Here is a 24,053-nt window from a genome sequence, read left to right as displayed (position 1 = left end):
AAATGCCTCGGAGATTCCGAATCCTTTCATTTTTAAATGAAGTTGCTCTACAATCTGAGAAGCATGCTTGGCATGCTTCTTTTTATTGTGCAAGCAAAATATCTTAAAGTAAAATAAGTCCTATAATTGGAAAATATTAAGGAGAGTTATGCAAATGAAACTTAATCATTTAAATTTAACTGTGACAGATGTGGCTGGTTCAAGGGATTTCTTAGAAACTTATTTCAATCTAAAATGCGTGGGTAGCCGCGGAAATGGATTCGCCGCAATGTTTGATGATGATGGATTTGTACTGACATTGATGAAGGGCAAAAATGTTCAGTATCCGAAAACATTTCATATTGGTTTTCATCAAGAAAGTAAAGAAGAAGTGGATGAAATTAATGAACGGTTGAAAAATGACGGTTATGATGTTGAACCGCCTCGTCAAGAACATGGATATACATTTTATGTTCAAGCACCTGGTGGATTTACAGTCGAAGTTCTATCATAAGCGATCTAGTATAGTATACAAAAGGAGCTGTAACAGCCATCTTTCTCAGCTCCTTTTGCTTATCCTATATAGATAACCCAGTCCAGCTCCAATAAGTAAAGTAAAATAAAATCATCATGATAAAATAAAGTGGCATTAATATCATGTTTATCTTCATCAAAACATTCGCTCGATAGCGCAAGGAATCATCCTCGTAATAGATTAATAGTGCCTTCGAGCTTATCGGGAAAGTTAAACAATAATTCATCCCTACTAAGCTTAAAAACAGTACTGCGGAAGCTTCTAATTCTAGAGTCGCACTTAGCATCAGAATACCAGGGACCAGCACGACAGCTCTTGTCGTATGTGAAGTGATATATATATGGCTAGTAATGGATATTAAGATAATGAGACTCAGTATTGCCCATTGTGGAATATGAGGAAAAGCTCCTAACAGCTTAAATATGCCCTCCTCAATCCATTTGACAGCACCCGTTTCAACAAGATTTATTCCTAAAGCCGTTGCTGCCGCCACAAACAAAACTAAATTCCACGATACAGCTTGCAGACCTTTTTTCCAGGTAATCACACCAAACTTTGGCAGCATAAAAACCAATGCGCCGCAGATCGTTATAAAACCTATTTCATAGCCATGAATCGCTTCTGTCAGCCATAGCAAAATAAGAATGCCTAAATAAACGAGCGTTTGCTTTTCTTTTTTGGAAACTGGCTTTGCTTTACATAGGGTTGTATCCTTTTGCGCATCAAGCGGCTGAGAAGTTAACTCGTTTGAAAAATAAGATTTAAAGACAAAATAGGTGACCAAGCTAATCATTATTGAAAAAGGCAGTCCCCATACTAACCAATTAATATAAGAAATACTCTCTCCTGTATTCTTCTGCAAGATTTCCACTCCAATTAAATGTGATCCTGCTCCTAATAAAGTTGATGAGGTAGTCATTAATATAATGACTGGAACAAATAAGGCGATGACTTCTTTTTGTTTCTTTGTTTTTAGCAGATTAGAAATCTCCCTAACAATCGGCAGCATAAGGGCGGCTCTGCCAGAAGTGGATGGGATAAAAATCGAAAGTGGAAACAAGGATATCATCAGATAGAATAAAATTTGATTAGAGGTTTTTGCCCGAGTAACGATTGCACGCGTCATTCTAGTAGACAAGCCTGATGAACTAAACGCTTCTCCAATAACAAAGGCGCCAATCATAAGCCATATGATTTCGGAAGAAAAAGATTCATATAATAATTCTGTATCCGCGCCTTTTAATAAGATAATCACTGATAAGGCACCGAGAGCAACATAAGCTGCAGGCAGTTTCGTACCTACCCATAATGCTAAAGTAATGATAAAAACAATGATAGAAACCTTTGCATCATATTCTAATTCATCTGTGAGAATAATAAATGAACAAATAAAGGAAAGAAGAATCATGATTATTCGGTTACTATTTGACAGCTTTTCCAAAAATGCCTGGGTGGATGGAATAAAGCGATTTTGCTTCTCTAGCAAACGATTAAACTTCATATGATTCCTTTTCTATATTTTCGTTCCGCAATTCTATATCCAACCTGGATCTGGCGTACAGCTGCTTCTGCACTATCAGCAATCAAATGAGCTGCATCTTCCATCGCCTTTTCTAATGATGTAGGCTTCTGTATGATACTCATATAAGCATCAATTCCACTTGTATAATTCACCCATGCATCTTTCCCAATCGTGCCGGTAATGGCAATAACAGGGATGCCTAACTGTTTTGCAAGTCTAGCCACTTCCGCAGGAATCTTTCCATTAGGCGTTTGTCTATCTAAACAGCCTTCAGCTGTTAAAACAAGATCTGCACCTTGAAGATGTTGTTCAATTTGAATATATTTCATAATGATTTCATAGCGCGGAAATAATTGAGCACCTGTAAAGGCAATTAATCCTGCTCCCAATCCTCCAGATGCTCCGCTGCCTGGCAGCGTTTTCACATCAATGCCTGTAACCTTCTTTATTATGTTTGCATAGTGCTCTAAACCATTAGCTAATAGCTCTACTTCAATTGGCGTGGCTCCTTTTTGAGGTGCAAAAACATGTGCCACCCCATTTGTTCCACAAAGTATATTATGCCAGTTGCATGCTACATTAATTTGCACTTGAGAAAGCCTAGCATCCACATTAGATAGATCCATATGGGCAATGTGATGCAAGTCCCCTCCTCCGTTTATATCAATTACTTGTTGTTCTTGATTTAAAAATCGGACGCCGAGCGCTTGTGCCATACCCGCACCGCCATCTGAAGTACCGGAATCTCCACAGCCAATCAAAATATGATCCGCACCTGAATCTAATGCAGCCTGGATTAATTCACCGACTCCAAATGTGGTTGTCTTTAAAGGATTGCGTTGATTATGCGGAACCATTTTTAAGCCAGCAATAGCGGCCATTTCAATCACTGCCGTCTTTACGCCATTTTCTACATACATTCCAAAATAGGTTTCCACTTTTTCACCTACAGGTCCAGTGGCTTCAATAAATATCAAATTTCCTTTCTTGATTCTTATAATTGTTTTCACAAAACCTTCTCCCCCATCAACCATTGGGATGACGATTGTATTCACGGTGGGATCAAACCTTCTGATTCCTTTATCCATTGCACTTGCCACTTCCTCAGCTTCTAAACATTCCTTAAAACCAGATGGGATAATAATAATTTTCATTTCGCTTCCTCCTAATATAGTTCTTTTTAAGTCAAGAAAATGACTGCTCCAGCGATTATCGAAGGAGCAAGGCGCATCCGCTTTACTTCTTATCCCCTATATTAGTTTTTGAAAATTAGAAATCTATGTAGAAACAATGATAGAAAGATTAGAAATCGATAAGAATTTGTACAATTATTTAGGTTTTCCCATAGGAAAAGGCATGCATCTGGTCAAAAACCAAACACATGCCTTTAAAAAATTAGTCATTTTCCTTTTTTATTACTTCACCAGTCACAGCATTAATCTCAATGTCCACTTCACTCTTTTTAGAAATGACTTCCACTTCATAAACGATTAAACGGTCATCTTCATCTAGTTCAATCTCAGTAACTCTCCCATTTGCTTCCTTCTCAGCAATTGCAATCGCTTCTTTTTCAGATATAATGTCTTGTTTACGTAGTTGAATGTCATCGTCATCATCCAGGTCATCTTCGACCTTCGCATTAACAGGTACTACTTTGCCTGTAGCCGCTTCAATTTGCACATCATATTCACTATCGTCATTTTCTATTTCAACATCATAATATTGCTCTCCAGCTTCAGTCTCTACTTCAATTTCTTCTACTCGGCCAGCTTGTTTATTTAAAGCAATGTCACCCGCTTCTTCCATCGTAATTAAATCTTTGTTTTCTTCAGTTTTCGGATGATCGTCTGCGCTTGTGTCATTATTCGTTGCTCCAACAGCAACTGCCCCGCCAAGAATAACTCCCGCTGTTAATAAACCGATAAAAATTGTATTTTTCATTGATATATTTCCTCCTTAAAATTCGTAGATTATTTATATTTATAATATAATCCGCTCAGATTAAGGAATTAAGAGAAGAAGATTAGAATTTGCTGAGAGTGCTTAATCATCATATGAAATGGTAGCTTTTCCGGTAATCGCATGGACTTGCACAGTTGCTTCCCTATCGTCATCCGTTTCAATTTCGATAAGATAATAAGTTTGACCGCCAATATTTTCTGTTTCAATGTCATCATCTACTGTTCCATTGACGTATTCTAAAGCTATTTTAACTGCTTCTTCTTTAGAAATTGCTTTTTGGGCATTTTCCTCTTTTGGCCGTTCAACTTTATCTTTTGAAACGATTGAGCCTGTTTCTGCATCGACTTTAATCGTGAACTCTTCTTTATTTTCTTTTACCTTCGCAACATAAATTTCATTTTCTTTATCGAGCTTCCTTTCAAGTGACAAGATTTCATCACTTGACTCTAATAAAATCTTTTCAATTTCCTTTTCATTTATAATATTATTATCGTTTTCATTGTTTTCATCGTTTTCCCCGCTATCAGTGCCATTTTTCCCTACTTTTTTTAAGGACAAGATTTCTCCATTCTCTGCATTAAGAGCAACTTCGTACTCCCCGTTATCTTTTGTCATATTTATGCGATAAGCATCCTTTTGCAAATTAATATTTGTTACTTTGCTATTTGAATACCTTTGCTCAATGATGGAACGGGCTTCTTCCTTAGTAATCGCCTCTGCAGAAGTACTTAATCCTTTCCATGATACAACGATAATAACAGCTACAAGAACGATTAAACTAAAAGTTATCCATATCCACTTCTTTCTCATTCTCACGCCCCCAATCAAATTTCTTTCCTTTTAGTATCTAATATCAAGATTAAAAAAGGATGAGAAATCATCATTGATTCAAACTTTTAGCTCAACTTCTTATGGTTCTTATTGAATACCAAAGTAACAGTTGTTCCTATGCCTTCCACACTTTGCAATTGCAAATCTATGTCGAGCGCCTCCGCGATCTCCTTTGCTAAAGAAAGACCAAGGCCTACACCGCCAGTTTTTCGCGACCTTGCTTTATCAATGCGGTAAAAACGGTCAAATACCTTTGGCAATTCAGTTTGGTTAATGCCAATGCCCCTGTCTGAGATATTAATTAACGTTTCTTCTTTGTTGTTTAAACTTAAAGTAATCGTAATTTTTTCATCGCTATATTTCCTTGCATTATCAAGGAATATGAATAACAGTTGCTTTAATTTTTGTTCATCTGAATAAATGAAAGCATTTGTATCCATCTGGCTATCGAATATTATTTTTCTATTGTATGCGTTTTGAAAAGCCTTTGCTGAATCTGTTAAAAACTCGGTAAGATCGATGTCTTTTAACTCTAGATTCCATTGTTCATTATGCTTTGCGAGCAGCAGTAACTGCTCAGTCATATTCTTCATCCTGATGGCTTCTGAATGAATGGCCTCAATCGATTCTTCGAAAATTTTAGGATCCTGCAATCCGCGTCTCTTTAAAAGACTTGCATAGCTTTCAATGACGGTTAATGGTGTTTTCAGCTCATGTGAAGCACTGGATGCAAATTGCTTTTGTTTATCGAAGTTGACTTCAAGTAAATCAATCATGTGATTAAAGGTCGTCCCCATCTCATGCAGCTCGTCATTTGACTCTGATTTCAAAGTAAGCCTTTTAAATTTACCGCTTTCTCTAATGTCACTCATTGTTTTAATCATAGATGTAATTGGTGCAATAATGAGGTTACTTAATAATCTGCTCGATATGATGACTGGAATCATTGCTACTAATGTAACGATGATTAACACAATTCTTAGTGCATGTAAGATTTCGGTCGTTCCTTCAATACTCTTTGCTATTTGCAAGTTCGCCACCTCACCATTGCTTAATATAATCGGTGTTGAACTTAACATATAAGTACTTTCACTTTTAACAATTTCAACATTTGTAGATTGAATGAATTTTTTCTCCACATTTTGTGCCTCTTTATTAAAAGAAGCATCATGTGTACCTCCAAATGTCTCAAGGTTCTCTTGGATAATTCTTATCAAGCCATCAATCGGTGTATATGCCCGCAGCAGCTCATCAGTTGCTACCGTCCCAAGTGATCTTTCAATTGCGGCAGCATTTCTCTCCAACTCCTGTTTTCCACGGTCTAATTCACTATTCATTACCATATTGCTAAATAATAAATAGATGGATATATTCATTAAAATTAGCAAAATGATGAACAATATGGATGTATACAGATTGATCTTATTTTTCAGCTTCATTTCGGCTCCCTTATTACATATCCTACACCGCGGACTGTATGAATAAGCACAGGATGATCTGGTCCGTCGACTTTTTTCCTTATATAGCGAATATAGACATCAACTACATTTGTATCCCCTATAAAATCATATCCCCAAACTGATTCTACAATTTGCTCCCGGTTTAGCACTTGCCGTTTATTAACCATTAAATAAACAAGTAAATCAAACTCTCTCGGCGTTAAATCGATGGATGGCTCCCCGCGAAAGACTTCTCTTGTTTTCTCATTAATTTTTAAATCAGAAAGAATTAGTAAGTCTCCATCATCCTCTATCTCTTCAGCAGCTTTAAATCTTAAGGCCACCCGAACCCTAGCAAGCAATTCTTCAATCTGAAATGGTTTGGTTATATAATCATTTGCACCTAAATCAAGGCCAGAAACTTTATCCTCGACAGAACTTTTGGCAGTTAAAAGGATGACAGGCGTACTTTTATCGTTTGCCCTAATTCTCCTTAATAATTCAATGCCGCTGATGCCTGGCAGCATGATATCTAATAAAATGAGATCCCAGCTATTTTTCTTATATGCTTGAAATCCCTCTAGCCCATCGAGTACTTTTGTTACCTCATAGCCTTCATATTCCAGCTCTAATTCCAATAACCGTGCAATTTTTTCTTCGTCTTCTATGACTAGAATTGATTTCTTATCCATCAAAATACCACCTTTAATTCATGATTAACAATTTTTTAAAGTTCTATCACTCTATGTATATATTGTAATTAAACCTAAATCAACCTCAGTTTCTACTAAAATTCGTGTTTTTTTCTCAGCCAAATGACTCAATTAAATAAATTCTCTACTTTTCTTCCAAAAAAAGCAAATAAAAAAGAAGCTAACCATTGTCAGCTTCTTTTTCTAACCATTCCCTTTTCCTTTCAGCCTTTTAAGCAATGGCTGATAATCTTTGCCGAGCAAGCCGATGATTTCGGCGAAAAGTTCCAGCATTACAAGGACCACTGCAATCAGCAGGATAGCACCCCATATTTTCGCTTGCGAGAAAATGATGGCAATCATCCCAAAGCAGGCTGCCATTGCATAAATAAGAAGTACGGTTTGTTTATGTGTAAAGCCCGCATTCAACAAGCAATGATGCAGATGAAATTTATCTGGAGCCGAAATCGGCTGTTTATTTAATATCCGTCTAAAAATAGCAAATATAGTGTCAGATAGCGGCACGCCAAGAATTAAAACCGGAATGATAAACGAAATCATTGTCACGTTCTTGAATCCTAATAATGAGAGAACCGCAATCATATATCCGAGGAATAGTGCCCCTGTATCACCCATAAAGATCTTTGCCGGATGAAAGTTGAAAATTAAAAACCCTAATGTTGCAACTAATAGCAGCGATGCAATAGCAATAACATAAGTGTTTTGCATGAATACTGCCATCCCCGCAATTGTAAATAAGGCAATGGACGAAACGCCGGCAGCCAATCCATCAAGGCCATCAATTAAGTTAATCGCATTAGTGACCCCGACAATCCAAAGAATCGTTATCGGGATAGCAAAGTAGCCAAAGTCTATTTTACCCTCACCGAATGGACTGTTGATCCATTCAACTTCAACACCACCCCAAAACACTACAACCAATGCGGCAGCTATCTGTCCAATAAACTTTATCTTTGCTGGTAATTCAAATACATCATCCAAGATGCCGATGATGACGATAATCAATCCGCCAATCATAATTGGCAGATGACTTTCCTGGCTTGGTGCAAAGATGAAAATGCCAAGCATAAAGCTCAAGTATATAGCTAATCCGCCAAGGCGCGGCATAACTTTTTCATGGACTTTTCGATTGTTAGGCTTATCAGTTGCTCCTATTTTAAAGGCTAGCCTTTTCACCAGAGGTGTTAAAAGAACGGAGCATATAAAACATAATATTAAGGTCAAGTAAATCATAAAAGACCCTCCCTATGAATAGAATGCCCCTCTCGCGCACGTGGAATCAGGCATATTTTTCAAATTTACGTACATTTACATAATGTCCCTATTATATCACACAAGCAATAAATAAGTTCGGATCTTTTTTGACAAAATCCGCACTTTTTTACACCCAATTTTTGTATGCGTTTATCACGTTTTGTCGAAAATTTTCCACTGTAAACTTTGTAGACGCAAGCGTGTATAATCGTTCGCCCTTTTCCTTCAGGTTTCCTTTCACATGTTGATCCATCGCTTCGATTAAGGCAACAGTTAATGCAAAATGATCCTTAACAGGAATGACCCAGCCATGTTCTTTTGAGGGAATTAAATCTCTCACTCCCCCGACATCGGTTGTAATAATCGGATTCTTCGCTCTGGCCGCTTCAAGTAAAACAAGGGGAAAGCTTTCACTATAGGAAGTAAGAAGAGTTAAGTCTGCTATTTTCAGCAAAGCATCCACATCCTTCCTGTAACCTAGGAAAAAGACATGATTTGTTAATTGAAGCTCCTCTACTTGTTTTTTAAGTTCCCATTCCAGAAATCCATCACCAATAAGCAGGAGTTTAGCGTTCGGGTAATCTGAGATAATCTCCTTCAAGGCACGCAGCGCGGTGATATGGCCTTTTACAGGCGTAAGTCTTGCAACCATTGCAATCACAAAATCATGCTCATTCAGATTTAAATCTCTTCTCGATAGGACTGTCGAAGGCTCATCTTTTGAAAAATCAATTCCGTTAAAGATGGTTGTCACTTTACTTTCCTGTATCCCTTCAGAAATAAGCATATCTTTAAAACGGCTTGAAATGGCGAAATAATAATCTGGCCTTTTCAATGCCCATAGATGCAGGTGAGTAAACAGCTTCCCCTTGAGTCCTTTATTCAAAAAATCATCATACGGGTTGCTATGAACGGTAGTGACCCATGAACAATGCTGATGCTTTTGCTTTACTAAATAGCCAAAGCAATTGGCTCTCGCTCCATGCGTATGCAGCATGGTGACTTGCTCCTTATTAATATATTGAACGATTTGTTGAATAACGGAAAAGTCCCACCGTTTTTTCGTTTTAAATAACTGTACTTTAATTCCCCGTTTTGCTGCTTCTTCAAACATCAGTCCGGATTCAAAAACTCCTAAAATAAATGTGGAGGGGTCGAGCGTTTCAAGCAAATCTAAAATATGAAACATTCCACCGCCCGTTTCGTTTCCCGCATTTAAATGAAGCACCTTCATGGTTTATCCATCCTTTGTTTTGTCATAGTATAAGACGGAGCAGCATCACAAAAGGTTGCAATTACAGCTACATATTTCGCTTTTTCTTTTGCACTTCCATCACGAATTGCGGCAACGCAAGCATTCTTCTCCAGCGAGATGGCTGTTTAATCAACCGATAAAACCATTCTAATTTTAGCTTTTGCCAAAAATCCGGTGCACGCTTTACCTCACCGGCAATGACATCAATGCTTCCCCCCACACCGATGAACACGCCCTTTGAAAAAGAGGAAATATTTTCCGCGATCCATTTTTCCTGACGTGGAAAGCCAAGCGCAACTAAAATTAGATCTGGTTGTAGCGATGATATTTTTTCCTTTAAGCTAGTATCATCCCAATCAAAATACCCATCATGGCGTCCAACTAAATGAATTGATGGAAAATCTTTTGCCATACGATCAGCTGCTCTTTTATTTACTTCTTCCCTTCCGCCGAGCAGATATACATTCCAACCTTTCTCATTTGCCTTTTGCAAAAGAGCAATTGTTAAATCATATCCGGTCACTCTCTCTTTTAGTGGCTGGTTCATCATTTTTGCAGCGAGCAAAATACCATTGCCATCGGGGACAACATAATTTGCTGATTGAACATACTCCATATATTGTTCATCATCCTTTGCATACATGACGATTTCCGGATTCGCCGTCACCACGAAGGTTTTTTCTTCTTTTTCAAGATGATTAACAAGCAGCTGTTCCATATCAGCAAAGCTTGTATTTATAAAATTTACACCTAAAATATTTACGTAATTGTTCATGTTTTTATAACCTCATTTAATACATATTGGTAATTTATATCGAAAATCCATATGATAGAAAGTGTAATCTATATGAAAGTGGAGCGTCCAATGAAAAAAACTATTGTGCAAGCTGCAGGCATGATTACATTGATTGCCATTTTTAGTAAATTATTAGGGTTTGGCCGCGAGCTCCTGATGGCATCCTATTTTGGGACATCACCGACATCAGACGCTTATTTTGTTGCTTCTATTATTCCAGTCCTGCTTTTTACAGCCGTAGGAATGGCTATTACTACTGGTATGGTGCCGCTTTATGCGGAAGCAAAAAAGAAGAGTAAAACTGAAGCAAGTGAAATAATGAGTGTTCTTACAACTTTATTTCTAGTACTTTCTTTCATTGTCACATTGATTTGCTTAGTTTTGACACCTTATATTACGAAAATAATGGCGCCGGGATTTTCAGATCAGCAGCTGGAATTAACAAATATGTTAACTATCATTATGCTCCCGAGCTTCTGCTTTTATGTTTTATCTGCTGTAACAACAGGCATACTGGAATATGAAAAGGTGTTTGCTCCACCTGCACTCGGAGCAATTCCGCAAAATATTTTGATCATACTTGCCATCGTTCTTTTAACAAATGTATATGGTATTTACGGCATTGCTGCTGCAACCTTGCTTGGGGCAGTCAGCCAGTTTCTTGTCCAATATCCATTTATCCGTAAATACAACGTTTTAAAACTCAATTTTAATTTTAAAGCGCACAAAAAATTATTCAGAGATACCTTTTTAGCGCTATCTCCGATGATCATTGCGTCGATTGCTTACCAGCTTAATGCTGTCGTTGACCGGATGATTGCTTCAAGTCTTCAGACAGGCAGTGTGTCTGCGTTAAACTATGCAAATAAGCTGATGTTTTTGCCGCTAGGTATTGTTCTTTTATCATTTATTACAGTATTGTTCCCATCTATTGTCGATGCAGCAGCAGAAAAGAGCAAGCAATTTGTGCATCTTATTTTTCAAGGAATAAATGTGATTAGTTTAATCGGCATTCCCATTATGGCAGTTATGCTCATTGAAAGTGAAACACTTGTCAATATTGCCTATAAACGAGGGGCATTCGATGATGAAGCTTCACTTCTTACGACCACTGCATTCTTTTTTTATAGTTTCGGAATGATTTTCATTGCTCTTAAAGAATTTCTCAATCGCAGCTTTATAGCCATTCACCAACCTAAAATAACAATGATTGCGAGCGTTGCTTCCATTGTAGCAAATATCATTCTAAGTCTCATACTTTCAAGGTATTTCGGTGTTGGCGGCATTGCCCTCGCAACCTCCATTGCGATGATGCTGCAAACCTTATTCTTGTGTATGTATTTGCCGAGAAAAACGGAGGTCGATCCTGCGGAAATGAAGAGCTTCTTGTTCAGTACGCTAAAATTGATGTTGCTTTTCGCATTGGTGTTTGCGCTTCTGTATTTTATTCATCCTTTATATGAGACACTTCATCCGATCCTGTCCTTTTTCGTATCGGCCCTATGTGCTTTTATTTTTACTGCGATAGGCTCATTACTGTTCAGGCTAAAAGAAATGCAGTGGATGGCTGCCTATTTCAAATCAAAGTCAAGGAGGAATAAACATGGATAAAGTCATGATTACCACCTCAGCAGGTGATTGGGAGGGTGTTCAGCACCGTCCCCACCATTTCATGAAACGTGCTGCAAAGTCCGGTAGAACTGTCATCTATATAGAACCACCTGTTAGCTTACTAGGGCCGTTAAAAAATAAACGCTTGTTGGAAAATTGGCGCCGCTGGAGAAGCGGTGTGCAGAAAACAGATGAAAAATTATATGTCCTCAGTCCACCACCTGTTTTGCCGTTTGGCAGTAAAAACAGGATGATTAACCGAATCAATCAAAGATGGATTGCCAGTGCTGTAAAAAATGCAATGAAAATCATCGGCAAAGAAAGAGCTGAGCTTTATTCATTTCTTCCAAATTCAGTTGACATGTTCAAACATATCCCGTTTGAGCGTATTTATTATGATTGTGTAGACGACCATGCATCATTCACTGGGTTAATTAAACCGGAGCTCATTGAGGAAATGGAAAAAGAGCTGATGGAAAAAGCACATGTATGCTTTGCCACAGCCCGCCAGCTACTGGAAGACCGTAAAGACTGGTCTGCCAATTTTCATCTCGTTCAAAACGGAGCAGAATATGACCATTTTGCCAAAGTCCAAACCGAAACCCTGTTAACACCGCACGATATCGCAGGTATCCCCCATCCGATTATTGGCTTTGTCGGTGGAATCAGCGACTGGATTGATTTGGACCTCATTGCCGGAGCTGCCCGCAATCTCGAAAAATGTTCATTCGTAATGATTGGCCCTGTAGACACCAATATTAATCAATTCAAAGGTCTGCACAATGTTCATTTCTTAGGGAGCAAGCCTTATAAAAACCTCCCTAACTATATCCAGTCCTTCGATGCATGCCTGATTCCTTTTCGGATGAACAAATTAACAAAAAGCGTCAACCCAATAAAAATGTACGAATACCTTTCTGCCGGGAAGCCTGTTATCTCTACACCTTTGCCTGAGGTCGTCCATCACAGTGATGTGATTGATATTGTAGAACACGCTGATGAACTAGTGGCGTCAATCAAACGTTTGATTGAACAAAAAGATGCCGCCAGCTCTGTTGAAAAGGTTGCTGCTCGTCAGGTAGTGGGCCGAGAAAATTCATGGGATGCCCGGTGGAAAATAGTTGAAGAGAAACTAGACTAGCGGCACTGATTCGGAGGATTCCATGAATGGTGCAGATTCATCAGGAAACCAAAGGAATCAGTGCTCTTTTGATTCGATTTTCGCAATTATATTTCCAAAGCGGCTGTTTTTCATATTTCTCTTACTTTAAAAGAATTTTTGTTCACTTCTGTTTTAAAGAAACTGATTTTCGTGCTGGGCCAGAAAATGAGACTTGTACAGTGATAAACCCGTTTTATCTTCGTGAAGGGACCAAAAATGTGACTTCACAGAGATAAAACGCTTTTTTCTTCGTGAAGGATCAGAAAATGTGACTGTTCACAGAGATAAAACCAATATATCTCCGTGAAGGTCTCAAAAAAGTCTGTTCACAGAGATACAACACTTTCATCCTCATGAAGAATCAAAAAAGGGCCATCACTTTATTTCTCTATAAAAAAGGATAATCGCACCTTTTCGTGTGAAAAATCCCAATTCGCTTTCTCAATAGATAGCTGACTCCCCAACTATTCAAGCTGCATCATAATTTCCCTTCCACAACGGCTACTTTACTCTCTGCAAGCTTCCGGTTCTCGCTATCAAAAATCTTTATTTGGACCGTTTTTACTTCAGCTGGATCAGACACAAACGCAAGCATTTCCCTTTCATTTATAAAACTATATTCCACAGCTTCGCCATTGAGATAAATTTGAGAACCGACTGTAAAGTAGCCTCCTTTTAACAGCAATGCTTCACGACCTTTGTATTCCGAGCGTTCCACTGTATCAATTCTAGGGTCAGCTAAGCCTAATCTATAATTATTATTTTGAGGCAATCGAACTCCTGCCAGTTTCATTCCTTGGCGATTTCCCGACAAAAGATCATATTGCAGCAGCTCCAATGTTTTCCGCTCATCTTCTGTTAGATCGCTATTTTCTTTATAATCATCACGCAACAGCAGCGCCTTTCCACTGTTTCTTAACTCATTCATAAAGTCTGTTAAATAATAGCCGCTCAAGCCTGCTTTCTCAAGTAAGTATGCACCTAAAAAGGAGCTGCTCATCTGCAAGTTCTCACGAGCGCTTTCTTTTGCATCCCAAACAAGCAAAGGCGTGGAGTACATTTTCATATATTCATCAAAAGTCTTATCTCCTGAAAAATAGCCGGCTTCTTTGTAGACAGCGTAATCATCACCTAATAAAGGCAAATGATCGCCGAAAAAGACAACGATTGCATCTTCTCCCATTTCCTGCAGCTTCATAACAAGACGCTGAAGCTCTTTATCAATTTCAACTAAGTTATCCGCATAAAACTCAAGGATATGTTTGCTATCAGCTTTTAAATTCCCTTCAGCATCCATCGTTGCATAAAACTTTTTTGCATCATTTCGATATGGTCCGTGATTTTGCATCGTTATGGCATAGATGAATTGAGGCTGCTCACTTCCATTTATTTTTTTCAAAATTTCATCGGTGATTTCATTGTCACGGTAATACATCATATCCTGTACTGGATTTGGAAAAAATTCCAAACTAACAAAATGATCAAAGCCTAACCAGCGATACGCTTTATTTCGTTCATAGAACCAGTTATGGTACGTATGATAGGCCGTTGTTTCATAGCCATGGCTTTTTAATAAGTAAGGCAGTGCTGGCAAAGGCTTTTTCACATAGCTTTTATAGGCAATGGCACCTGGCGGCAAAAACAAATGACTCATTCCGACAAGAACTTCAAATTCTGTATTGGCTGTTGAACCGCCGTAGACCGGCACATGAAGTGTTCCAGAAGAAAAGTTCTCGCTCAATTTTCGATAGTTCGGCAGCGGATCTTGATTGAACTTTACTTTGTCTAATACAGCTGGATCCCAAAAAGCCTCGCTCATAACCATAATGATATGCGGCTTTCTATCCGATTCTGGCCTAAATGTCTGCCACTCATCCAACAAAGCATCAAAGCTGTCTTCCGAATAATGCTCAGGCGGCTCCACCTTCAACACACTAATATTACTGAAAAAACCAGCGAGCACCCCATTTCGATTATAATTCTCTTTCTCACTGACAGGATGGCTCGTGCCGATAGAAAGCAGGGCGCAAAAAACTGCCAGTGATAGTGCAGGCAAAATAAAATGCCACTTTGACCGCTCCTCTTTACCTGTTTTTTTAATCACAGCGATAAATAAGCCTACAAAGAGTGCAACGATCATTGCACAGATCAGCCAAATCCACCAAGATAAATCAGAAAAGAACTGCAGCATATTTCTTGCTTCTCCAACCATAAGCAAATCAATTGGCAGCAGCGGATCTCCGCGCAAACGCTCCTTTGTATAGCTGGAGAAGGCTAATAGAGAAAAAAGGAAAATGAAGAGGCTGGCGATGATAAAAAACCCTCTTCGTTTAAAAACAAACAGGGTTCCGAATCCGAATATAAAAAGACAAAGTAAATAAAGGGCTTGTGCAGGACTTTCAAATACCCAGTCCATCATGGCTAAGAGACTTCCTCTATGGATTGACTCAATAAGTATCACAGCAAAAATTGCATAGCCTATCACCCATACAAGCGGTTGTTTGAAGTCTCTCGTGACCATTAAACCCCTTCTTTCTTCACCTTAGCTGTTAAAAAAGCAAGCAGAACTGCAAGAAACAAGCTTACACCCGGTGCTGTTAATACGTGGCCGGCAATATAGGAAATACCGAAACCGAGAATCACTCCGGTTGCTGCAAGTGCATTTTCTAATTCCAGAAAAAAGCTAAATCGCTTAAAGAGCATATGAATCAAATGGAATAACATACATAGTAACGGCAAAAAGTACAGCAGCGTCCCAATCACGCCTAATGAATAAAAAATATCATGAAAATCCATTTCAATCATTTTCGCTTCTTCCTTATAATTCCCAGCATACCCCATTCCAAACAGCTTTTGTGGTAGCGATGCTTCGGAAAAATATAGGCGATAATCTTCCCAATACTTTTCCCGTCCGCTATAAACAATATTCTGCACTTGATCGTCCGTTACTTCCTGCGTACTAGCAGCCTCTTCTTCATAATTGATCCCCAGCCACGATAAGTGCATGTTCATATTATGAGCAAGCGGCGTGAATGGCGTAATGACAACTAGCAATAGCATGAGAACCCCTATAAATATGAGCCTGATTCTTGGAATCCGATAACGACCTATCCTCCCTTGAACAAGGGCCATGACCGCACCAATAATTAAAGTAATCATAATTGCCCCATAACCAACCTTCGTGCCGAGCGCAAGCAGGCCATAAATGACAGAAAGCAGCAGAAGCCAATACCACCTGGACTTATTCAACGCCATATACAGAGCAATCGGCAAGCCAATCGCCATAATCGCGCCAATTTCATTGCCTGCATAAAACCAGCCGACATGCCCCATCTTTCCGCCTTCATAACTGGCAAACCCTGTACCCGTTAATCCTGCTAAAGTCATCAAGCCACCAAGCAAAAACACAGCATAGGCAATATAATTTATTGCCCTCTCCCTCCAAAACGACTCTTTCATAGCAGTAAACACGACATAATATAGGCATAATGCGATATTAAAATATATCACCTTTAATAAGAACTTAACTTCCTCTGCAAGCAAGAAAATAGGTTTATACACAGAACTAAGCGCCAAATTCAAAACAAACAGCAAAGCCACCAGCCCAAAATAAATCAGGTTTTTCTTCTGATATCCATGATTGCGAACGATGATTAAATACAAGCCTGCTGCTGCTAAGAACAGCATGCGGATTACCAAGCCAATTGTAAAATCATTACTTAATAGCCTTATGGACAAAGAAGTGAATAAGTCTAATATCGGTTGAAGCAAAATAAACAATAAGAACGCCTTATTCAATTGATTGATAACAGTACTTTTTTTATTCATGTTTTTACCTCATTATTATGTCTTTAATAATATTTAATCTTTATTAGATAAAATATTAACTTTTCCTATCAAATATGTATATTTGTGACGAAATATCGTTACCCTTTCTTTCTATAAAAAACATGTTAAAATTGATAAGAATAATTAAAAGGAGTTAGTTATGAAGAAAATAACAGTTATAATGCCTGTTTACAATACACCTGAATTTCTCCTAGAATCTGTTCAATCTGTTATTGATCAAACCTATTCCCATTTTGAACTTCTCATCATTAATGATGGTTCAAATAATATTTGTACTGATTTGATTGAACAACTAGCACAAAAGGATGATCGAATTCATCTAGTCCATATTCAAGAAAACAAAGGTGTTGGTCATGCACGTAATCAAGGAATAGAGAATGCCTCAGGCGAATATATATATTTAATTGACAGTGATGATTACTTGCCACCTCAAACGCTTGAATTACTTGTCCAGGAAGCAGAAGGTCATTTAATTATTTCTGGTCCAACTGCCCAATATACTGCAAAAGAAGATAGTATGAAAACTGTTGCAGATCCTATACAAACTCACTTGTCAATCAAAAAGGCCTTTAGCAATAAGTCAGCACTAAACCGCTTAATACAATTAGATTTTATTAAGAAGAACAAAATTCAGTTTTCAGAAACTGTTAAATGTTATTCAGATCTTGCTTTTATTGTAGGGATTATCAGTCATCTAGATTCTCCCAATATCGCATTTGTAGAAGGAGCTATCTACTATAAAAGGGTTCGAAATGATCCAATATCCAATCCCTCTTTATCACAATTGAATCCGTTAAAGAACTCAGTTGATTTCTTAACAACGTATATTGAACTTAAAGAGCTTAATAAAAGCAATGAAGTTATTCAGCAGTTCTTGGATTATTACCTACTTCTACATTATAATAAAAATCATCATATATTATATGAAAACAATGAAATTTGGCTTTTATTAGTCAAAGCTGCTCATGTCTTAGGAACTTCAACAAAGCAACAAATGAATTCCTTCGTCAGAGCGCAATGGAGATCAATAAAAAATTCCAATCGTAAGAAGTATATCTATCAAGTTAAATCTGAATTGATGTTGAAGGATTTAAAAAGAGCACTTTCTGGACGAACTAAATTTAAAACATTTCTTTACAAAAAATTATTTACCAGGTTGCCATTGAAAGAAAAAACGATTGTATTTGAAAGCTTTCTTGGCAAGAATTACTCTGACAGTCCGAAAAACCTCTATGAATACATGATTAAAAATAATCCAGATTATCGTTTTATTTGGATTTTTAATGAAAAAAGAACGATACCTGGTAAAGCTAAACAAATTAAACGTTTTAGTCTTTCCTATTATTATTATTTAGCTACAGCAAAATACTGGGTAAGTAATTCCAGAATGCCCCTTCACTTGAACAAAAGAGAAGGTAACATTTATTTACAAACATGGCACGGGACTCCATTAAAGAAACTTGTGTTCGATATGAATGAAGTGTTTTCCGCAAATCCTAATTATAAAGAACACTTTTACAAACAATCAAGAAGGTGGGATTATTTAATTTCTGCAAATCAATATTCAAGTGAAATCTTCAAAAGAGCTTTTAAATTTGATAAAACAATGCTTGAATTCGGCTATCCTAGAAATGATTCTCTTCATTCTGAAGTTAAGGATAAACAGGCAATGAAAATAAAGCAAAAATTAAATATTCCTTTAGATAAAAAAGTAATTCTCTATGCACCCACTTGGAGAGACGATGATTTTTATGCGCCCGGAAAATATAAATTCAAACTCAAACTCGATCTCGAAGAAATGAAAAGAAAATTAGGTGAAGAGTATGTGATTCTTCTAAGAATGCACTATTTCATTGCTGACCATATAGAAACATCAGGCGTTGACGATTTTGCTTTTAACCTGTCTAAGTATGATGATATCGCTGACCTTTATCTTATATCTGACATTTTAATCACTGACTATTCTTCTGTTTTCTTTGATTTTGCAAATTTACAAAGACCGATACTGTTTTATACCTATGATATGGAGAAATACCGTGATACATTAAGGGGCTTCTATATCGATATGGAGGAAGAGGTGCCTGGTCCCCTATTAAAGACTACAGAGGAAATTATTTCATCCATTATCAATATTAAGCAAACTGAAGAGGAGTATAAGGAAAAATATGCTCAATTTTATGAGAAGTTTTGTAGCTGGGAAAAGGGTCATGCCACTGAGAAAATTGTAAAGACTGTATTTAAAGATTAAAAAGAAGGAGAATCCACTCAATTGGATTCTCCTTCTCACTGTATCATAATGATAACATTGGTTCGCTTTGTCTTTGAAGTGCTTTATCTCTAAAATCCTTCTTCTCTTGTGCAGACATTAATTTATATTCATTTAGGAACTTTTCATATTCTGGAATAACCTCATTGATGCTACCAATCATCCTGATTTGACCGAACTCTAGCCAGACAGCTTTCTCACAAAACTGTTTCATTTGTCCGATAGAATGGCTGATAAAGAACATTGTTTTCCCTCTAGACTTGAATTCGTTCATCTTATCTAGACATTTATCTGCAAATGCTTTATCTCCAACTGAAAGTGCTTCATCAATAATTAATACATCCGGATCTGTATGAACAGAGATGGAAAAACCTAACCTCGACTTCATCCCACTAGAATATGATTTTACCGGTTGGTCGATAAATTTATCCAACTCAGCAAATTCAATAATATCCGATTCAAGTTCTTTAATTTCCTTTTTGCTAAAGCCTAGCATTAAACACTTCAACTCAATATTTTCCCTACCAGTAAGTTGATTATTTAGTCCGGCTGAAACAGCAATCAAGGAAGCTTGTCCTTTGATATCAATAGTTCCCTCTGTTTGTGGAATAACACCTGCAATCACATTGGACAGTGTTGATTTTCCAGAACCATTGACTCCGACAAATCCTATGATATCGCCTTCTTCTGCCTCAAAACTAATATCTCGAAGCGCGTAAAAATCTTCTCCATAGCTTTTAGGCAGGATAATATCCAACAGCTTTTCAGATGTTTTTTTATATAGTTTATATTTTTTTGTAACATTTTTTACAATGACAGATTTTGACACATTATCACTTCCGTTATAAGAAATCAATAAAATGCTTTCTAAATTTCACATGCAGTGCTGAACCTATCCAGAATAGAACCAATACGACTCCCCAGAAATAGAATGTATAGGGAATATCAGCTGTGATATACCAGCCCTGACCAAGTAATGCGTGTCGATACCCTTCTACAAGGTAAAAGATCGGATTTATTTTCATTACTGATTGTACCCACTCAGGTAAGCTAAAAGTGACCCAGAGGACAGGTAAAAGATATATCATAACTCTTAATATCGCTTGTACTATTTGCTGCATATCTCTTACGATCGTCGATAAAGTCGAAGTAATTAAAGATATAGCCAATAATAAAGCCACTGTACCAAATAAAAAGTATGGTATTTGTATTAAATAAATGCTAATTGGAAAGCCGGTAAAGTGCAAAATAATTATTGATATTATTGTTAGCACCAAGTGCGGATATAATTTCGAAAATATCACATAGGTTGGTATTACACTCATTGGAAAGCTCATTTTGGATATCATTTTAATTCTTGAATAAATCGACTTTGACCCTTGAGAAATTGAGGGATTCACAAAAAACCATACAATAATACCCGCGAGCATCCATTGGAAAAAGGGGACTCCATCTACATCTCTTCCTCCTCTTATTCCAAATCCAAACACAAACCAAAAAATAGTAATTTGTATCCCTGGATTTAGAATTTCCCACAGCATACCTAAATAGTTATTGTTATTTGCACTTTTCAATTCATATAATGAAAGCCGTCTGATCAAATAAAAGCTTTCTATTTGTTCTTTTATGACTTTATACATAGAGCTCATAGTTTCTTAATTCCTTCCCCGAAATTAAAGCTGGATTCAAAAATTCCTGAAAGCAGTTATTACTTTAAACCACAATGATTATTATACGTAATACTGATAAGTGATACAACTATAGACTTTTCCCTTCTATTTTCCTTAATTGTGATTTTTTTTGCATCCAAAGAAAACTCGCCTACTGGCGAGCCCCAGGAAATTAGCAAATCAGAAGTGTACCCGTAATGATAAATTCTAGGTAATAAACCTTTCAATAAGCGTTTACACCTCTAATTGAACACTTTTTCTACCACTCTTTTTGTCGCTTCCCCATCTTCTAAATAGCAATAATTTTGATAGAAAGCTTCATAAGATGACGGAAGTATACTTTGCTGTTCATATTTCTTTATTTCTTCAATGACTTCTTCAGTTGTTTGAACAAGTGGACCAGGAGCCTCTTCTTGAAGATCAAAATAAAAGCCTCTTAGTTCATCTCGATATGACTCTATGTCATAGACAAAGAATATGATTGGTCTTCTCAAGTTAGCATAGTCAAAAAAAACAGAAGAATAGTCAGTGATTAATAAATCCGACATAAGAAAGAGTTCTCTTATATCGCCATGCAGTGAAAAATCATAGGCAAAACCTGCAAAATCACTTAAGTCAAAATTCTCTGCGATAAGATAGTGCATTCTTAAGACAATGACGTATTCATTGTCCAAAACTTCCCGCATTTTTTTTAAGTTTAATTGCAAATCAAAACTATATTTACCCACCTCATGATATTGATTATCCCTCCATGTTGGAGCATAAAGAATAACCTTCTTATCAGATGGTAGCTTATATTTTTTCTTAAGGTCAACTGTTAATTCCCTGGCTCTCGGATTATGAAGGATGTCATTCCGAGGGTATCCAGATTCAATCATTTCCTTTTCAAACTTAAACGCAGATTTAAATATTTCTGTTGAATAGCGATTAGGTGATATTAAATAATCCCAATTTCTCGATTCAATAAAAAATTCCTTTTTATACTTTTCCGTATCTGTTCCTGCCATTAAAATTTCATTAAGATCAAAAGCAAGCTTTTTTAATGGAGTGCCATGCCAAGTTTGCAAATACACAGTATGCTTTGGTTTGGGAATCCATACTGGCATCCGGCTATTTGATACCCAATATCCGGCACGGGCAAGCTTGAATAGCCATCCAACTGAAAATCGTTTAATATAAGGAATATTATTTTCTTTAAAAGCATCTACATAGCGCGGATCAATGCTCCAAAGCATTTCATATTCTGGATGATTTGCTTCCATATATTCATAAATCGCGCGCGGATTACAGCTATATTGTTTTCCTAAAAAGCTCTCAAATATTATTAAACGATTATTAACTGGCAACTTGCCCACCAATATAAATAACCATTTATACATAAGGTGTATTATAGGAAGTTTTTTCAATGTTCTTAATAAGCTCATCACATACTCCTAATCCTGTTTAAAGAATAATTCCTTCACGAGGCTCTCACTAGCATGCCCATGTGAGTATTCATTCCACTTACCCTTGAATTCTCTAATTTTCTCATAATCAAACTTATGATTGAGGATCACATCTATGATTTCCTTTGTTTTGTAAACGACTGGGCCAGGCACAAATTCCGAATAATCCTCCCAAAATCCTCGTTCGCTTTTATACGATTCCATATCATATGGATAGAATATCATCGGTTTCTCCAGTATAGAAAATTCAAATGGAATGGATGAATAATCAGTAATTAAAAAATCGGTTATGAACAGTAAGTCGTTTATTTTAAATTGCCCACTGCAATCAATAACTCTACCCGATAATTCTTCGTTCAATTGGTATTGGCCATTAACAGCAGGATGAAGCTTAAGAAGGATTATATACTCGTGCCCTAATTGATTGACCATATCTTTAACATTTAAGTGCAGTTCAAAACAATGCAGGTCAGATTCCCTGTAAGTCGGTGCATATAAGATAACTTTTTTATGCCTTATATTCGGAAGCATATCAAACATTTTTTGTCTTTTTTTCTGTGATTGGACTTCATTATAAAATAGATCGGTACGCGGAATTCCAGTCCTTAGTATTTTTTTATCTGTTGCCGCAAATGCTTTATAATAAATTTCTGCTAACTTCTCAGAACCAACAACAATGTGGTCAAAGCGATTATAAACCTTTAGAAAACGGGCATTCGCCCTTTTTGACCTTGTTTCATTTGTTGGGTCCATTAAACCGAACTTTTTAATTGCTCCTGCTGCATGCCAAAGCTGTGTGCACGTAACACTCTTTTTAAACTTCACTCCTGCAAGGAAACCATAATAATTATCAATAAATATATACTTGGATGTAGCGAGGTGGTAAATTGAGAAAAACGTATCAAGTACATGATACGTTTCAAATTGATATATTTTTACGTTTTTATCATAAGATCCATTCAATGTAACATTTTTATTTTTCAAAAAGACAATATCTCCAGGATAATCTTTCTTTCTTAACTCATTGTATACATACGAACTATTATCACCAAAAGATACAATAAAGGTAGTCTTATCCTTCAGTCGGAATAGCTTAAAAAAATTAAATAGGATCTTAAAAACAAATAAGTAAATCGTAATAATACACTCTCTAGCCATTATTAACTTTTAGAAGATCCTTTTTTATCTTAGTTGTTGATATGCCTACAGTTCTTGGCAGATAAACAACATCACAGTATTCTTTTAGGAAGTCGAACTTACCTTCCCAATCATCTCCCATAACAAAAACATCGATATCATGTTTTTTTACATCTTCAATTTTCTGTTCCCAATTTTCTTCTGCAATCACTTCGTCTACATATCTAATTGACTCAAGAATCATTTTTCTATTCTCGAAGCTGTGGTAAGCTTTTTTATTTTTCAGCTCATTGAATTCATCTGATGATATGGCAACGATTAAATAATCTCCAAGTTCTTTTGCTCTCTTTAAAATATTAATATGACCCCAGTGGAGTAAATCAAATGTTCCATAAGTTATAACTTTACGCATTCTATATCTCCTCCTGATTATCTCTAATTCTAACCGTGCAAAAATATCAAAATAAAACATTCATTCTACAAGTTTATATTTTAATATTTTTCTATTATAGCTTATTAAATTTACATACTATTTACATATTCTTTTCAATATAACAATTATTAGATAATAAAATATTACTATCAATCAACAATAATGATTATACTATTGTTTCTATTGGATTTCCA

19 protein-coding genes and 1 pseudogene are annotated in these 24,053 nt (G+C 36.7%); 4 read left to right on the top strand and 16 right to left on the bottom strand.

Annotated elements, in window-relative coordinates:
* The first annotated feature begins 154 nt into the window (after window positions 1–154).
* On the top strand, window positions 155–493 hold the full coding sequence (locus CWS20_RS21515; protein WP_066189772.1) for a VOC family protein: 339 nt from the start codon (window positions 155–157) through the stop codon (window positions 491–493).
* A 64-nt stretch (window positions 494–557) separates the two neighbouring features.
* Here CWS20_RS21515 and CWS20_RS21510 read toward each other — a convergent pair whose 3' ends face one another.
* From CWS20_RS21510 to CWS20_RS21470, 9 genes are all read right to left on the bottom strand, one after another.
* Window positions 558–2,015, bottom strand: a complete 1,458-nt coding sequence (locus CWS20_RS21510) for an SLC13 family permease (RefSeq protein ID WP_083957135.1) — start codon at window positions 2,013–2,015, stop codon at window positions 558–560.
* Window positions 2,012–3,190, bottom strand: coding sequence for a glycerate kinase family protein (locus CWS20_RS21505; protein WP_066189767.1), 1,179 nt, complete (start codon window positions 3,188–3,190; stop codon window positions 2,012–2,014). Before CWS20_RS21505 ends, CWS20_RS21510 begins: the two co-directional genes overlap by 4 nt.
* A 241-nt stretch (window positions 3,191–3,431) precedes the next feature.
* Window positions 3,432–3,977, bottom strand: a complete 546-nt coding sequence (locus CWS20_RS21500) for a PepSY domain-containing protein (RefSeq protein ID WP_066189765.1) — start codon at window positions 3,975–3,977, stop codon at window positions 3,432–3,434.
* A gap of 102 nt (window positions 3,978–4,079) precedes the next feature.
* Complete coding sequence (locus CWS20_RS21495; protein WP_066189761.1) at window positions 4,080–4,808, bottom strand: PepSY domain-containing protein; 729 nt, start codon at window positions 4,806–4,808, stop codon at window positions 4,080–4,082.
* Between the two features lie 86 nt (window positions 4,809–4,894).
* Complete coding sequence (locus tag CWS20_RS21490; protein ID WP_066189758.1) at window positions 4,895–6,268, bottom strand: sensor histidine kinase; 1,374 nt, start codon at window positions 6,266–6,268, stop codon at window positions 4,895–4,897.
* Window positions 6,265–6,960: a response regulator transcription factor gene (locus tag CWS20_RS21485; protein ID WP_066189757.1), complete on the bottom strand. Its 696-nt coding sequence runs from the start codon at window positions 6,958–6,960 to the stop codon at window positions 6,265–6,267. Before CWS20_RS21485 ends, CWS20_RS21490 begins: the two co-directional genes overlap by 4 nt.
* Window positions 6,961–7,164: 204 nt before the next feature.
* Window positions 7,165–8,214, bottom strand: coding sequence for an MraY family glycosyltransferase (locus CWS20_RS21480; RefSeq protein WP_066189756.1), 1,050 nt, complete (start codon window positions 8,212–8,214; stop codon window positions 7,165–7,167).
* Window positions 8,215–8,362: 148 nt separating this feature from the next.
* Window positions 8,363–9,469, bottom strand: a complete 1,107-nt coding sequence (locus CWS20_RS21475; protein WP_066189754.1) for a glycosyltransferase — start codon at window positions 9,467–9,469, stop codon at window positions 8,363–8,365.
* Window positions 9,470–9,536: 67 nt separating this feature from the next.
* Window positions 9,537–10,265, bottom strand: a complete 729-nt coding sequence (locus CWS20_RS21470; protein WP_066189751.1) for a WecB/TagA/CpsF family glycosyltransferase — start codon at window positions 10,263–10,265, stop codon at window positions 9,537–9,539.
* Between the two features lie 90 nt (window positions 10,266–10,355).
* Here CWS20_RS21470 and murJ point away from each other — a divergent pair, with 90 nt between their 5' ends.
* The gene (murJ, locus tag CWS20_RS21465; protein ID WP_066189748.1) at window positions 10,356–11,897 is read left to right on the top strand and encodes a murein biosynthesis integral membrane protein MurJ; all 1,542 of its coding nucleotides are present in this window, start codon (window positions 10,356–10,358) and stop codon (window positions 11,895–11,897) included.
* Between the two features lie 4 nt (window positions 11,898–11,901).
* The gene (locus tag CWS20_RS21460) at window positions 11,902–13,038 is read left to right on the top strand and encodes a glycosyltransferase (protein WP_158237028.1); all 1,137 of its coding nucleotides are present in this window, start codon (window positions 11,902–11,904) and stop codon (window positions 13,036–13,038) included.
* Between the two features lie 499 nt (window positions 13,039–13,537).
* On the opposite strand, the gene CWS20_RS21450 is transcribed toward CWS20_RS21460, so the two are convergent.
* Together CWS20_RS21450 and CWS20_RS21445 are read right to left on the bottom strand one after the other, a co-directional pair.
* Window positions 13,538–15,580, bottom strand: coding sequence for an LTA synthase family protein (locus tag CWS20_RS21450; RefSeq protein ID WP_066189738.1), 2,043 nt, complete (start codon window positions 15,578–15,580; stop codon window positions 13,538–13,540).
* Window positions 15,580–16,887, bottom strand: a complete 1,308-nt coding sequence (locus CWS20_RS21445) for an O-antigen ligase family protein (protein WP_066189737.1) — start codon at window positions 16,885–16,887, stop codon at window positions 15,580–15,582. Before CWS20_RS21445 ends, CWS20_RS21450 begins: the two co-directional genes overlap by 1 nt.
* A 160-nt stretch (window positions 16,888–17,047) precedes the next feature.
* Between CWS20_RS21445 and CWS20_RS21440 the strand changes: the two genes are divergently transcribed.
* Complete coding sequence (locus CWS20_RS21440; RefSeq protein ID WP_066189735.1) at window positions 17,048–19,156, top strand: bifunctional glycosyltransferase/CDP-glycerol:glycerophosphate glycerophosphotransferase; 2,109 nt, start codon at window positions 17,048–17,050, stop codon at window positions 19,154–19,156.
* 43 nt (window positions 19,157–19,199) lie between these two features.
* On the opposite strand, the gene tagH is transcribed toward CWS20_RS21440, so the two are convergent.
* From tagH to tagD, 5 genes and pseudogenes are all read right to left on the bottom strand, one after another.
* Entirely contained in the window at window positions 19,200–20,003 is an 804-nt protein-coding gene (tagH, locus tag CWS20_RS21435) for a teichoic acids export ABC transporter ATP-binding subunit TagH (protein WP_066192003.1), read from the bottom strand.
* 13 nt (window positions 20,004–20,016) lie between these two features.
* Entirely contained in the window at window positions 20,017–20,823 is an 807-nt protein-coding gene (locus CWS20_RS21430; RefSeq protein ID WP_066189731.1) for an ABC transporter permease, read from the bottom strand.
* Window positions 20,824–21,086: 263 nt separating this feature from the next.
* Window positions 21,087–22,220 (bottom strand): annotated as a pseudogene (locus CWS20_RS21425) (CDP-glycerol glycerophosphotransferase family protein); the annotation flags it as partial.
* A 57-nt stretch (window positions 22,221–22,277) separates the two neighbouring features.
* Window positions 22,278–23,447 (bottom strand): CDP-glycerol glycerophosphotransferase family protein, encoded by a 1,170-nt coding sequence (locus CWS20_RS21420; RefSeq protein ID WP_066189724.1) that lies wholly within the window; start codon window positions 23,445–23,447, stop codon window positions 22,278–22,280.
* A complete protein-coding gene (gene tagD, locus CWS20_RS21415; RefSeq protein WP_066189721.1) occupies window positions 23,440–23,838 on the bottom strand; it encodes a glycerol-3-phosphate cytidylyltransferase in 399 nt (132 codons plus the stop codon). Before tagD ends, CWS20_RS21420 begins: the two co-directional genes overlap by 8 nt.
* Window positions 23,839–24,053: the final 215 nt, after the last annotated feature.

The organism is Cytobacillus horneckiae (assembly GCF_002835735.1).
Classification (GTDB): domain Bacteria; phylum Bacillota; class Bacilli; order Bacillales; family Cytobacillaceae; genus Cytobacillus; species Cytobacillus horneckiae.
The sequence above is the reverse complement of the archived record's forward strand: the minus strand, read 5'-3'. Positions and strand labels throughout refer to the sequence as shown.

Excerpts from the sequence above, each read along its gene's own strand:
- CWS20_RS21480 (WP_066189756.1), bottom strand. The coding sequence starts at position 8,214 with ATGATTTACTTGACCTTAATATTATGTTTTATATGCTCCGTTCTTTTA.
- CWS20_RS21510 (WP_083957135.1), bottom strand. The coding sequence starts at position 2,015 with ATGAAGTTTAATCGTTTGCTAGAGAAGCAAAATCGCTTTATTCCATCC.
- CWS20_RS21420 (WP_066189724.1), bottom strand. The coding sequence starts at position 23,447 with ATGGCTAGAGAGTGTATTATTACGATTTACTTATTTGTTTTTAAGATC.
- CWS20_RS21495 (WP_066189761.1), bottom strand. The coding sequence starts at position 4,808 with ATGAGAAAGAAGTGGATATGGATAACTTTTAGTTTAATCGTTCTTGTA.
- murJ (WP_066189748.1), top strand. The coding sequence starts at position 10,356 with ATGAAAAAAACTATTGTGCAAGCTGCAGGCATGATTACATTGATTGCC.
- CWS20_RS21475 (WP_066189754.1), bottom strand. The coding sequence starts at position 9,469 with ATGAAGGTGCTTCATTTAAATGCGGGAAACGAAACGGGCGGTGGAATG.
- CWS20_RS21450 (WP_066189738.1), bottom strand. The coding sequence starts at position 15,580 with ATGGTCACGAGAGACTTCAAACAACCGCTTGTATGGGTGATAGGCTAT.
- CWS20_RS21445 (WP_066189737.1), bottom strand. The coding sequence starts at position 16,887 with ATGAATAAAAAAAGTACTGTTATCAATCAATTGAATAAGGCGTTCTTA.
- CWS20_RS21515 (WP_066189772.1), top strand. The coding sequence starts at position 155 with ATGAAACTTAATCATTTAAATTTAACTGTGACAGATGTGGCTGGTTCA.
- CWS20_RS21505 (WP_066189767.1), bottom strand. The coding sequence starts at position 3,190 with ATGAAAATTATTATTATCCCATCTGGTTTTAAGGAATGTTTAGAAGCT.
- CWS20_RS21460 (WP_158237028.1), top strand. The coding sequence starts at position 11,902 with ATGATTACCACCTCAGCAGGTGATTGGGAGGGTGTTCAGCACCGTCCC.
- CWS20_RS21470 (WP_066189751.1), bottom strand. The coding sequence starts at position 10,265 with ATGAACAATTACGTAAATATTTTAGGTGTAAATTTTATAAATACAAGC.
- CWS20_RS21485 (WP_066189757.1), bottom strand. The coding sequence starts at position 6,960 with ATGGATAAGAAATCAATTCTAGTCATAGAAGACGAAGAAAAAATTGCA.
- CWS20_RS21490 (WP_066189758.1), bottom strand. The coding sequence starts at position 6,268 with ATGAAGCTGAAAAATAAGATCAATCTGTATACATCCATATTGTTCATC.
- tagD (WP_066189721.1), bottom strand. The coding sequence starts at position 23,838 with ATGCGTAAAGTTATAACTTATGGAACATTTGATTTACTCCACTGGGGT.
- CWS20_RS21430 (WP_066189731.1), bottom strand. The coding sequence starts at position 20,823 with ATGAGCTCTATGTATAAAGTCATAAAAGAACAAATAGAAAGCTTTTAT.
- CWS20_RS21440 (WP_066189735.1), top strand. The coding sequence starts at position 17,048 with ATGAAGAAAATAACAGTTATAATGCCTGTTTACAATACACCTGAATTT.
- CWS20_RS21500 (WP_066189765.1), bottom strand. The coding sequence starts at position 3,977 with ATGAAAAATACAATTTTTATCGGTTTATTAACAGCGGGAGTTATTCTT.